At 70.8% G+C, this 11,320-nt stretch carries 11 protein-coding genes and 1 pseudogene; 5 read left to right on the top strand and 7 right to left on the bottom strand.

From position 1 onward, the window contains the following. The 3 genes from GRC12_RS35265 to GRC12_RS35275 form a co-directional block, all read right to left on the bottom strand. Positions 1-173: helix-turn-helix transcriptional regulator (locus tag GRC12_RS35265; RefSeq protein ID WP_208784061.1), on the bottom strand; the 173-nt coding region annotated here is incomplete at its 3' end. 69 nt (positions 174-242) lie between these two features. Continuing rightward, on the bottom strand, positions 243-2,945 hold the full coding sequence (aceE, locus tag GRC12_RS35270; RefSeq protein WP_208784049.1) for a pyruvate dehydrogenase (acetyl-transferring), homodimeric type: 2,703 nt from the start codon (positions 2,943-2,945) through the stop codon (positions 243-245). A gap of 296 nt (positions 2,946-3,241) precedes the next feature. Then, entirely contained in the window at positions 3,242-3,865 is a 624-nt protein-coding gene (locus GRC12_RS35275) for a GntR family transcriptional regulator (protein WP_208784051.1), read from the bottom strand. Positions 3,866-4,122: 257 nt separating this feature from the next. On the opposite strand from GRC12_RS35275, the gene GRC12_RS35280 reads away from it, so the two are divergent. After that, positions 4,123-4,821, top strand: a complete 699-nt coding sequence (locus GRC12_RS35280) for a hypothetical protein (RefSeq protein WP_208784053.1) — start codon at positions 4,123-4,125, stop codon at positions 4,819-4,821. 63 nt (positions 4,822-4,884) lie between these two features. Here GRC12_RS35280 and GRC12_RS35285 read toward each other — a convergent pair. Continuing rightward, positions 4,885-5,655 (bottom strand): annotated as a pseudogene (locus GRC12_RS35285) (2-oxo acid dehydrogenase subunit E2); the annotation flags it as partial. Between GRC12_RS35285 and GRC12_RS35290 the strand changes: the two are divergent. The 3 genes from GRC12_RS35290 to GRC12_RS46795 all read left to right on the top strand — a co-directional run bounded on the left by GRC12_RS35290 (position 5,593) and on the right by GRC12_RS46795 (position 8,749). After that, positions 5,593-6,210 carry a polysaccharide deacetylase family protein gene (locus GRC12_RS35290; RefSeq protein ID WP_208784063.1) on the top strand — a complete coding sequence of 206 codons (618 nt, stop codon included), beginning with the start codon at positions 5,593-5,595 and terminating at the stop codon, positions 6,208-6,210. The pseudogene GRC12_RS35285 and the gene GRC12_RS35290 overlap by 63 nt on opposite strands. Positions 6,211-6,390: 180 nt before the next feature. Then, positions 6,391-7,692: an alpha/beta hydrolase gene (locus GRC12_RS35295; RefSeq protein WP_208784054.1), complete on the top strand. Its 1,302-nt coding sequence runs from the start codon at positions 6,391-6,393 to the stop codon at positions 7,690-7,692. Positions 7,693-7,900: 208 nt separating this feature from the next. Next, entirely contained in the window at positions 7,901-8,749 is an 849-nt protein-coding gene (locus GRC12_RS46795) for a tetratricopeptide repeat protein (RefSeq protein ID WP_208784055.1), read from the top strand. A 185-nt stretch (positions 8,750-8,934) separates the two neighbouring features. On the opposite strand, the gene GRC12_RS35305 is transcribed toward GRC12_RS46795, so the two are convergent. After that, positions 8,935-9,801 carry an LLM class flavin-dependent oxidoreductase gene (locus tag GRC12_RS35305; protein WP_208784056.1) on the bottom strand — a complete coding sequence of 289 codons (867 nt, stop codon included), beginning with the start codon at positions 9,799-9,801 and terminating at the stop codon, positions 8,935-8,937. A gap of 157 nt (positions 9,802-9,958) precedes the next feature. Next, positions 9,959-10,117: a hypothetical protein gene (locus GRC12_RS35310; RefSeq protein ID WP_208784057.1), complete on the bottom strand. Its 159-nt coding sequence runs from the start codon at positions 10,115-10,117 to the stop codon at positions 9,959-9,961. A gap of 272 nt (positions 10,118-10,389) precedes the next feature. Between GRC12_RS35310 and GRC12_RS35315 the strand changes: the two genes are divergently transcribed. Then, the gene (locus GRC12_RS35315; RefSeq protein WP_208784059.1) at positions 10,390-10,914 is read left to right on the top strand and encodes a hypothetical protein; all 525 of its coding nucleotides are present in this window, start codon (positions 10,390-10,392) and stop codon (positions 10,912-10,914) included. Here GRC12_RS35315 and GRC12_RS35320 read toward each other — a convergent pair. Beyond that, positions 10,907-11,320: hypothetical protein (locus GRC12_RS35320; RefSeq protein ID WP_244374271.1), on the bottom strand; the 414-nt coding region annotated here is incomplete at its 5' end. The genes GRC12_RS35315 and GRC12_RS35320 overlap by 8 nt on opposite strands.

Genomic DNA, 11,320 nt, shown 5'->3' on the forward strand with positions numbered 1-11,320 from the left:
CCCCCGGCCCGCCCCCGGTCGGCGTACACCGGCACCCCGGCCTCGGACAACGCCTGCGCGTCCCGGGTCACGGTCCGCTCGGACACCTCCAGCTCCCGCGCCAGCTCGGCGGCGGTCATCGACTCCCGGTTCTGGAGCAACAGCACCATTTTGATGAGACGGGCAGCGCGCATGGGGTCATGATGCAACGAGGCCCCCGCCGTGGCGGGGGCCTCGTCGGTCGGCCGGTGGACCGGCCGGTGTCACAGCCCGTACTTCTCGCGCGCTTCCTTCACGGCCGTCGCCTTGACCTCGCCGCGGCGGGCGAGCTGGGCGAGGGCGGCCACGACGATCGACTCGGCGTCGACGCCGAAGTGGCGGCGGGCCGCCTCGCGGGTGTCGGAGAGGCCGAAGCCGTCCGCGCCGAGCGAGGACCAGTCCTGCTCGACCCACTGCGCGATCTGGTCCGGGACCTGGCGCATGTAGTCGGAGACCGCAAGCACCGGGCCCTCCGCGCCCTGCAGGGCCTGACGGACGAACGGCACGCGCTCCTCGCCCCGCAGCAGCGCCGCGTCCGCCTCCAGCGCGTCACGGCGCAGCTCCGTCCAGGACGTCGCCGACCACACGTCCGCCGCCACGCCCCACTCCTCGGCGAGCAGCCGCTGCGCCTCGAGCGTCCAGTGGATCGCCGTGCCGGAGCCCAGCAGCTGGATGCGCGGGGCGTTGGCCGGGACGGTCACGCCCGCGGACTCCGCCGTGTTGAAGCGGTACAGGCCCTTGACGATGCCCTCGTCGATGCCGAGGCCCTGCGGCTTGGCGGGCTGGGGCAGCGGCTCGTTGTAGACCGTCAGGTAGTAGAAGACGTTCTGGTCCTCGCCCGGCCTGGCCTCGCCGTACATCCGGCGCAGACCCTCACGGACGATCACCGCGATCTCGTAGGCGAAGGCGGGGTCGTACGACAGCGCCGCCGGGTTCGTCGCCGCGATCACCGGCGAGTGGCCGTCCGCGTGCTGCAGGCCCTCGCCCGTCAGGGTCGTACGGCCGGCCGTCGCGCCGACCAGGAAGCCGCGCCCGAGCTGGTCGCCGAGCTGCCACATCTGGTCGGCCGTGCGCTGCCAGCCGAACATCGAGTAGAAGATGTAGAACGGGATCATCGCCTCGCCGTGCGTGGCGTACGCGGTGGACGCGGCGATGAAGTCGGCCATCGAACCGGCCTCGGTGATCCCCTCGTTGAGGATCTGGCCGTTCTTGGCCTCCTTGTAGTACATCAGCTGGTCGCGGTCGACCGGCTCGTACGTCTGGCCCTTGGGGGAGTAGATCCCGAGCGACGGGAAGAGCGACTCCATGCCGAAGGTGCGCGCCTCGTCGGGGACGATCGGCACCCACCGCTTCCCGGTCTCCTTGTCGCGGACCAGGTCCTTGACGAGGCGGACGAAGGCCATCGTGGTGGCCACGTTCTGCGAGCCGGAGCCCTTGTCGAAGGAGGCGAAGGCCTTGTCGGCGGGGGCGGGCAGCGGCGCGAGCGCGTGCGTACGGCGGGCCGGGGCCGGGCCGCCGAGGGCCGCGCGGCGCTCCTGGAGGTAGCGCACCTCGGGGGAGTCGGCGCCGGGGTGGCCGTAGGGGACCACGCCGTCGACGAACTGGCTGTCGGAGATGGGCAGTTCGAGAAGGTCCCGCATGTTCTTGAACTCGTCCACCGTCAGCTTCTTCATCTGGTGGTTGGCGTTCTTCGACGCGAAGCCCTCGCCGAGGGTGAAGCCCTTGACGGTCTGCGCCAGGATCACGGTCGGCGCGCCCTTGAACTCGACGGCCGCCTTGTAGGCCGCGTACACCTTGCGGGCCTCGTGGCCGCCGCGCGAGAGGTGGAAGCACTCGAGGATCTTGTCGTCGCTCAGCAGCTTCGCCATCTCGACGAGCGCCGGGTCCTTGCCGAAGAAGTCCTCGCGGATGTAGGCCGCGTCCCGCGTCTGGTACGTCTGCACCTGGGCGTCCGGTACCTCGCGCAGCCGGCGTACCAGCGCGCCCGTGGTGTCGAGCCGGAACAGCTCGTCCCAGGCGGTGCCCCACAGCGTCTTGATGACGTTCCAGCCGGCGCCGCGGAACTGGGCCTCCAGCTCCTGCACGATCTTGAAGTTGGCGCGGACCGGGCCGTCGAGGCGCTGCAGGTTGCAGTTGATGACGAAGGTCAGGTTGTCCAGGCCCTCGCGGGAGGCCAGGGCGAGCGCCGCCGTGGACTCCGGCTCGTCCATCTCGCCGTCGCCGAGGAAGGCCCAGACGTGCGAGGACGAGACGTCCTTGATGCCGCGCGCCGTCAGATAGCGGTTGAAGCGCGCCTGGTAGATGGCGGACAGCGGGCCGAGGCCCATGCTCACCGTCGGGAACTCCCACAGCCAGGGCAGCCGGCGCGGGTGCGGGTACGACGGCAGGCCGTTGCCGCCGGCCTCCTGGCGGAAGTTGTCGAGATGCGCCTCGGTGAGGCGGCCGTCGAGGAAGGCGCGGGCGTAGATGCCGGGGGAGGCGTGGCCCTGGACGTAGAGCTGGTCGCCCGAGCCGTCGGACTCCTTGCCCTGGAAGAAGTGGTTGAAGCCGGTCTCGTAGAGCCAGGCGGCGGAGGCGAAGGTGGCGATGTGGCCGCCGACGCCGTGTTTCGAGCCCCGCGTCACCATCGCGGCCGCGTTCCAGCGGTTCCACGCGGTGATACGGCGCTCCATCTCCTCGTCGCCGGGCACGGAGGGCTCGGCGGCGGTGGGGATGGTGTTGACGTAGTCGGTCTCGAGGAGCTTGGGCAGCGCGATGCCGGTGCCCTCGGCCCTCTCCAGCGTCCGGCGCATCAGGTACGCGGCCCGGTGCGGGCCCGCCGCCTCGGCGACCGCGTCCAGGGAGGCCTGCCACTCGGCGGTCTCCTCCGGGTCCCGGTCCGGGAGCTGGTCGAGCTCGCTCGGCTGGATGGCGTTGGGGTCGGTCATGTCGCCGCCTTCCTCGGTCGAAGGGGGTTCCCTCATCGGCAAGGGTTCGGGGGTGCCCTCGGTCTTTGGCAGGACAGGGCTGGAACCTCGGTGCTGTGACACCTTGCGGCTACCGCCGCGTGGTCCGTCGGCGACAATAACTCCCTGATCGATGATCGATCAAAGGCTCCAGGGCAAAATATCTTGATTACGAGAAAGTCGGCACGGAGTGTCGCGGTCAAGGACACCGCGTGCCGCCGATGTGCAGGCGTTCTCGCAGGTGAGCGGGGTTGCGCTCGGGTGGGTTCAGGCTGGGTTCAGGCGCGCGGCGCGCAGCCCAGGACATGGGACTTGACGATCTCGGCGATGCGCGGGTCCCGCCGCCGGAACGCTGCCACCAGCTCCTCGTGCTCCTCCGCGTACGACTGCTGGACGGTCCCCAGCCAGCGGATGGACAGGGCCGTGAAGACCTCGATGCCCAGGCCCTCCCAGGTGTGCAGCAGCACCGAGTTGCCGGCCGCCCGCACCAGCTCGCGGTGGAAGCCGACCGTGTGCCGCACCTGCCCGGTGCCGTCGGACTCCCGGTCCGCCTCGTACAGCGCGCTGACGTGCGGCTCCAGCGCCGAGCAGTCCTGCGCCAGCCGCTCCGCCGCCAGCTCCGCGGCGATCGCCTCCAGACCGGCCCGCACCGGATAGCTCTCCTCCAGGTCGGCCGCCGTCAGGTTCCGCACCCGTACGCCCTTGTTCGGCGCGGACTCGATCAACCGCAGCGACTCCAGCTCCCGCAGCGCCTCCCGCACCGGCGTCTGGCTGACCTCCAGCTCGGTCGCGATACGACGCTCCACGATCCGCTCGCCCGGCTTCCAGCGCCCGCTGACGATCCCCTCCACGATGTGCTCGCGGATCTGTTCGCGCAGCGAGTGGACGACGGGCGCGGTCATGAGAGCTCCTTAAGGGCGTTTGACGTTTAGACAATAAGGCCGCGAGCGCTTTCGGGAGGGGCGCACGGGGGCGCTTTCCATGCAGGTGAGACGAGACTTACACGCCTCACAGGGCAAGGCCGCCTGTAAAGACCCGTACCGGACAGGACCCGGAGCCGTCACCGCCGTGTCACCGCCAGAACCCGCCGGCCGCCCGCGCCGTCGCGGTCGGCAAGGGGTGCCCGAACGGGGCGCTCCTGGAACATCGGGGGTAAGGCATGAACATCGGGGGACAGCGCGGCAGGATCGGCTGGGCGGTCGTGGCGGCGGCGATCGCCTGCACGGCTGTCGGTGTCACGGGGTGCCGGCCGACACCGACGGCGGCGTCCGGGGCGCCGAGCGGCGGCACCGCGAGCGCCGGCGGCGCGGAGATCGCGGACATGGCGGCCGCGGCCCGGGGCGGCGGCGCGAGCGGCGGGGCCTGCGTCTTCGTCAAGCCGGACGGCGCCCAGAAGTTCGGGCACGTCGGCTGGGGCTTCCGGATCACGGGCACCGACCAGTGGGTGTACGGCGCCGTCGAGAACCCCACGAACAAGCTCTACACCCCGCCCGGCGGCAACATCGGCGCCTGGCACGCGCAGGGGACGTACGCCCGCATGCTGAGCGAGATGTCCCGGGATGCGAACTATCCCGGCAAGTCCACGCACCCGTACAGCCGTTACCGCTGCGTCCCGTCCTCGACGAGTGACGTGGGCGCCGCCCGGCGGATGATCCGCACCGTGGAGGGCCGCGGCTTCCTCGTCGGCGTCGACCCGAGCACGGGCGAACTGACGTCCCGGGACTGCCTCGACGCCACCTACGACGTGCTGCGCGCCTACCGGACACGGCACTTGACGTACGCGCCGCACCTGGACGTGCCCAACGTGTGGGTGGAGACGCTGTGGGACTGGAGCGATCACCCCCTCGCGCCCCGGTAGCGGACACGACGGTGCCCCCGCCGGAATCGCTCCGGACGGGGGCACCGCGCGAACTGCGGGACCTCAGAGGCCGAGCTCGACCTCGAACTCGCCCGCCTCCAGGATCGCCTTGACCGCGGTCAGGTAACGGGCCGCGTCGGCGCCGTCCACCAGACGGTGGTCGTAGGAGAGGGTCAGGTAGGTCATGTCGCGGACGCCGATGACCGTGCCCTCCTCGGTCTCGATGACCGCCGGGCGCTTGACCGTGGCACCGATGCCGAGGATCGCGACCTGGCCCGGCGGCACGATGATCGTGTCGAAGAGCGCACCGCGCGAACCGGTGTTGGAGATGGTGAAGGTCGCGCCGGACAGCTCGTCGGGCGTGATCTTGTTGGCGCGGACCTTGCCGGCCAGCTCCGCCGTGGCCTTCGCGATGCCGGCGATGTTCAGGTCGCCCGCGTGCTTGATGACCGGGGTCATCAGGCCCTTCTCGGAGTCCACCGCGATACCGATGCTCTCGGTGTCGAAGTAGGTGATCGTGCCCTCGGCCTCGTTGATCCTGGCGTTGATGACCGGGTGGGCCTTCAGCGCCTGGGCCGCCGCCTTCACGAAGAACGGCATCGGGGAGAGCTTGACGCCCTCGCGCGCGGCGAAGGAGTCCTTGGCCTGGGCGCGCAGGCGCATCAGGCGGGTGACGTCGACCTCGACGACCGAGGACAGCTGCGCCTGCTCGTGCAGCGCCTTGACCATGTTGTCGCCGATGACCTTGCGGATGCGCGGCATCTTGACGGTCTGGCCACGGAGCGGGGAGGCCTCCAGCGTGGGCGCCTTCTTCGCGGCCGGGGCGGCAGCGGCTACGACCGTGCCCTGATCGACTTCCTGCGCAGGCGCGAGATACCGGCGACGCTGTTCCTCAACTCCCGCTGGACAGACGCCAACCCGGCCGTCTTCCGCCGACTCGCGGCCGAGCCGCTCTTCGAGATCGCCAACCACGGCACCCGCCACCTCCCCCTCTCCGTGACCGGCCGCTCCGCCTACGGCATCCCCGGAACCCGCAGCGCCGCCGAGGTCTACGACGAGGTCGCCGGCAACCGGGCGAAGCTGACCCGGCTGCTGGGCAGCCCACCGCGTTTCTTCCGCTCCGGCACCGCGTACTGCGACGACGTGGCGGCCGGCATCGTCACCGCGCTGGGCGAACGGTTCGCCGGCTTCTCCGTCAACGGTGACGCGGGCGCCACCTTCAGCCCCGCACAGGTCAGCACGACCGTCGGCTCGGCCCCGGCCGGCTCCGTCGTCATCTGCCACATGAACCACCCCGAGGGCGGCACGGCCCGCGGCATCGCGTCCGCCGTACCCCGCCTGCTGGCATCGGGGCACACGTTCGTACGCCTGTCGGAGGCGTGGCACTGAGCAACGGTGCGTGCCGTCCCCATGACCTTCGTCACTCGTGGGGGCGGGATTCCCTGTACGACATAGCGGAACAGGCCATGTCTTACGCCTAAAACTCTCGTTACGGAACGCGGAAGGCTCTTCTGCCCTCCTTCTGTGCGTAGGAACTGTGCACGGGCAGGAAGTCAGGGACTGAGTGACATGGGTTTGACCAGTCAAACGACCGTATACGTGATGGTGGCGCTGGCCGCCCTCTGTGTGGCGCTGCTGGTCTGGCTGTGGCCACGGTTCGCGAAGCCGGGACTGTGGCACGTGCTGGGCCGGCTGGGCGCCATCGGGGTGACGCAGGTGACCATCGTCGCGGCGTTCGCGTGCGCGGTGAACTCGTCGTACCAGTTCTTCGGCTCCTGGGGCGAGCTGTTCGGCCACGTCGACACCGCTCCCGTCGGGGTGACGCAGGCGGCCGACCAGAACGGTGACGGTGCGGTCAACGGCATAAGCAGTGTCCACGGCTCGCTCGTGCAGCCCGCCGGGAACGACCAGCTCAGCCGGGTCAGCGGACTGCCGAGCGGCCCGGCAGCGTCCGTCGGGCGGGTGGAGTCGGTCAAGATCATCGGCAAGCGCACCGGCGTGGTCGACCCGGCCTTCGTCTATCTGCCGCCGCAGTACTTCCAGAAGGCGTACCACCGCCAGCGCTTCCCCGTGATCGTCGCGCTCAGCGGCTACCCGGGTTCCATCTTCAACCTCGCGCAGCACCTGCGGGTCCCGCAGACCGCCGCGGACCTGCAGAGCAAGGGCCAGATGCAGCCGACGATCGTGGTGATGATCCGGCCCACCATCGCCCCGCCCCGCGACACCGAGTGCGTGAACGTCCCCGGCGGACCGCAGACCGAGACGTTCCTGGCCAAGGACCTCCCCGAGGCGATCAAGTCCGTCTACCGCGCCGGTCACTACGCCAGCGCCTGGGGCGTCATGGGCTACTCCTCGGGCGCCAGCTGCGCCCTCCAGCTCGCGATGCGCGATCCGCACGTCTACACCACGGCCGCGGCCCTGTCGCCCGACTACCGGGTCAAGGACGACCCCACCACCGGCAACCTCTTCGGCAGCGGACCCGGCCGCCAGGCCCGGGTCGACGGCCACGACCTGATGTGGCGGCTGAAGCACCTGCCGGCGCCCCAGGTCTCGGTCCTGGTCGCCACCAGCAAGCACGGTGAGAAGGGCTACTCGCAGACCCAGGCCTTCATCAAGGCCGTCAAGGCGCCCATGCGGGTGGCGTCGATCCTCCCGGACAACGGCAGCCACAACTTCCCCACCTGGGTACGGGAGATGCCCGCCACCCTGACCTGGATGAACGACCAGCTGACCTTCCCGCAGGACGTCACCCCCCAGCCCAAGAAGAAGACGACCACGGCCCAGGGCGGCACCCCCAAGCCCCGCCCGGACCGCAGCCCGCTCCGCGCGGAGGGGACGGAGCCCAGGCCCACGGCGGCGACGCACAAGTAGCGACCCGACGGCAAAGGGGCCGGAGCGCCAGCTCCGGCCCCTTCCCCTTCCAGGGGGCGTACGTCCGGTCCCTGGTCGCCGTGAGCTTGCCGTTCACGTACGCCGGTGCCCCATCGCATGTTCGACGACCGCATATTCTGTTTCCAGAGCCGAGCCCGCCAACTTGGAGTGCCCATCGCGCGCGAATCTCTTGACTTCGGAGGCACGGGTGAGTGAGGGCGTTCTGGACTGGCGGCTGTTTCCGGCCGGTGTCTCCGTGGTCGAACTGATCAGGCGTGCGGAGGCCGCGCGGTCGCAGGGCGACCTGATCAGTGCCGGGAACTGGTACTTCCACGCCAAACGCCGTGGTGCGGTGGGTGTCGGAGAGGGCATCTCGGCGCTCGTTCCCGGGTTGGAGTCCGCGGTGGCCCAGGGAAACGCGGATGCGAAGGCACTGCTTGCCGCGATCCTGCTCGACCGTCGGGATGATCTGGCCCGTGCTGCCCGCCTGTTCGGCGAGGCCGCGGACGCGGGCGTCGTCGAGGGAATGCGTGAGCTGGGATTCATGCTGACCAATGGCGTAGGTGTGGCCCGCGATCCGGCGCGGGCCAACGCCCTTTTCCGGGCGGCGGCCGACGCCGGCGACGGGTACGCCGCTTTCAATCTGGCGGTCAATCATTTTCAGGGTGTCGGTGGGCCGCGGAATTTCCGAGAGTTCTGGCGCCGGTTGCAAGCCGCTGCCGAACTCGGGATACCCGAGGCATGCGCCGTGCTGGGTGACCAGTTGGCCAAGAAGGGCGAAGACGGCGAAGCCCTCGTGCAGTATGTCAAGGCCGCGGAATCGGGACATGCTTCCGCGATGTTCGCAGCAGCCCGCCGCTACCGTGACGGCATCGGCTGCGCAGCGGATCCGGTACAGGCGGTGCGCTGGTTTCTCGCCATGCTCGACCGGGGCAACGGCGATGGAATCCATGAGGCGATCAGGATGGCGCCGTCCATGACAGCCGATCAGATCCGGGAGGCCGGGCGGCTGTCCGGCCGTGAATCCGAGGCGGAGTCCTTGCTCCGCCACTCGTGACCGAGGCCGTGACCGTGAGTCCGGTCGCCGACATCCCGGTCTTCCCACCGACAGCCTGGAGGGCTGACGAATGCCGTACCTGATCCCCCGGGCCATGCGTTCGACAGGGGGACCAGTCATGCCAGCTCCAGAGGCCGGGAGCCCCGTTGCGGGGTTACGAAGAAGGTAATGGGGGCCGGGCCCGGTCAGCGGTGGGTCAGTACGGCTTCCAGCTGCCGTAGGGGATCCGCGCCCGCGATGCGCAGGACGACCGTGTTCGCGCCGGCCGTCGCCAGGTCGTGGATGCGGGACGCGGCCTGGGGAGCCGGGCCCGAGACCGTGAAGACCTCCTCCTGCGGGCGGCCGAGCCAGGCGGCGTGGCCCTCGACGTGGGGACGCAGGGCGCGGGCCACCTCGTCGGGGTCGTCACCTACGGCCGCGAAGGCGAGGACGGTGAGGGTGTGGCCGGATGGCGCGCCGCCCTTCGAGACGAGCGCGCGGGCGTTCGTCAGGTCGGCGGGACCGTGGCCCTCGGTGATCACCGTGCCGTCCGCGACCCGGCCGGAGAGTTCGAGGGAGCGGGGGCGTACGACGCCGGCGACGACCGGCGGGACCTCGGCCGGCGGATGGACCAGTCGGATCTCGTTCAGGTGGACTTCCCGGCCCGCCAGATCCAGGCGCTCGCCTCGCAGCAGGGTCCGTACCGACGTGATCGTCTCCTCCAGCAGGGCCAGCGGGGAGCGCGGGGCGACGCCCGCCTGGGCCATCCACTCCGGGACGCCGTGGCCGATGCCCGCCACCAGCCGGCCGGGGAACACCCGGGCCAGGGTGGCCAGTTCCATGGCCAGCAGCGCCGGGCTGCGCAGGGGCGCGGGAGCGATGCCGATGCCCACCCGGACGCGTTCCGTCGCCGCCAGCGCCACGGCCGCCGCCGAGACCCCGCCGTTCCAGCCGAGGTCCTCCACCACCCACAGGTCGTCCACGCCGAGTTCCTCGGCCCGCCGGGCGAAGCCGGGCAGGTCCTCCGGGGCCCAGTCGCGGTCGTACATCACGCCGATGCGTACGTTCGTCATGACGTCGGAACCTAGGCGCTGATGCCATGTCGATCAACGGCGTATCCGGCCGGGTGGGGGCGGCGGTGGGGTGGTGCGGTTGTCGAGTGTTGGGAAAAGGCGGGCCAGAGCTCGCCGACACGCCTACGCTCGCGTCGAAGGAGGGTGCCATGGCCGCTCACGCGAAACCGATCGGGATGTGGTGGTTGATCACGCTGACGGCCGTGACCGCGGCGGTGATCGGAGTCGTCGTCGCCCAGGCCGACTCCGGTGAGGCCTCGCCGCCGGCGCCGGCCACCTCGACCTCCAGCACGCCGCCCGCGGGCGCGCCGAGCACGCTGAGCACCTCTCCGTAGGCCGGTCGGTCCCGCCGGGCCGGGTGTGCGAGCTCCCGCCGGGCCGGGTGTGCGAGCTCCCGGCGGGCTGGTTGCCGGTGGGTTGCCCAACGCCCAAGGGGCTCCCACGTATTGGGCAATCTGGGGCCATGGCGCGGTAAGGCTTGGGCGAGGTGGTTGATTCTTTGGCCAACGGTTCTACCCGCATAGACCGTCAGAGTGCTGTCATGCCCACGACTGCCCGGACAACCCGGGCCGATCGTGGGAGACCCCCATGCGTGCCACGCGCCGCCTCACCGCCACGACCACGTCCCTCAGCCTCGCCGTCGCCGGACTGATCCTCAGCGCCGGCTCCGCCGCCCACGCCGCCGGCTGCTCGCAGGACTATCTGCCGCTGCCGGACCCGACCTGCCAGCCCGGCGCCTACAACCCCGACGTCACCCAGGCCACCATCGACTCCACGATCTGCGTCTCCGGCTGGACCGCCACCGTACGGCCGTCGACCTCGTACACCAACGCGCTCAAGGTCAAGCAGATAGCCGAGTACGGCTACGACGACACCAGTACGTCCGACTACGAGGAGGACCACCTCGTGCCGCTCGAACTCGGCGGCGCGCCCAAGAGCGAGCAGAACCTCTGGCCCGAGCCCCGCTACGGCGACGAGACCGCCGCGAGCAAGGACTCCGTGGAGAACAAGCTGAAGAAGGCCGTGTGCAACGGCACGGTGGATCTCGACGACGCGCGTGCGGCCATCGCGAGCGACTGGACCACCGCGTTGTCCTCGCTCGGCCTCAGCTGACCTCGGCGCGCAGACCGTCGCGCAGGCCGTCACGCAGGCGACGCAGGTCGTCGGCGTGACGGCCGAGGCCGTTCAGGCGCAGCCGCGCGGCCTCGGTACGGGGGTCGGGGTGCACCGTGAAGGCCAGGTTCAGGGACTCGCGCAGCATCCACAGGTCGTAGGCCAGCAGACGTGCGGCCCGGTCCTGGGCCTGGGCGAGGTCCGGGTCGGGCAGGTGGAGATCCTGCAGGCGGGTGCGCAGACGGTGCAGGGCGATGCTCTGGCGGCCGCAGGCGCGGGCCGTGAGGCAGGAGACGGGACCCGGTTCGCCGCAGGCCGCCACCGCCGCGTCGGCCGGCGACTGCGCGGCCACCGCCTCGTCCAGGACGGCGACCAGGGCCCGTAGCTGGGCCGGGCGGGGCGGCCG

The sequence above is a fragment of the Streptomyces griseorubiginosus genome, from assembly GCF_017614965.1.
GTDB lineage: Bacteria > Actinomycetota > Actinomycetes > Streptomycetales > Streptomycetaceae > Streptomyces > Streptomyces griseorubiginosus_B.

What these genes read in the sequence shown, in the direction of transcription:
- GRC12_RS35305 (WP_208784056.1), bottom strand. Translation starts at nt 9,801, where the DNA reads ATGACGAACGTACGCATCGGCGTGATGTACGACCGCGACTGGGCCCCG.
- aceE (WP_208784049.1), bottom strand. Translation starts at nt 2,945, where the DNA reads ATGACCGACCCCAACGCCATCCAGCCGAGCGAGCTCGACCAGCTCCCG.
- GRC12_RS35280 (WP_208784053.1), top strand. Translation starts at nt 4,123, where the DNA reads ATGAACATCGGGGGACAGCGCGGCAGGATCGGCTGGGCGGTCGTGGCG.
- GRC12_RS35315 (WP_208784059.1), top strand. Translation starts at nt 10,390, where the DNA reads ATGCGTGCCACGCGCCGCCTCACCGCCACGACCACGTCCCTCAGCCTC.
- GRC12_RS35295 (WP_208784054.1), top strand. Translation starts at nt 6,391, where the DNA reads ATGGGTTTGACCAGTCAAACGACCGTATACGTGATGGTGGCGCTGGCC.
- GRC12_RS35275 (WP_208784051.1), bottom strand. Translation starts at nt 3,865, where the DNA reads ATGACCGCGCCCGTCGTCCACTCGCTGCGCGAACAGATCCGCGAGCAC.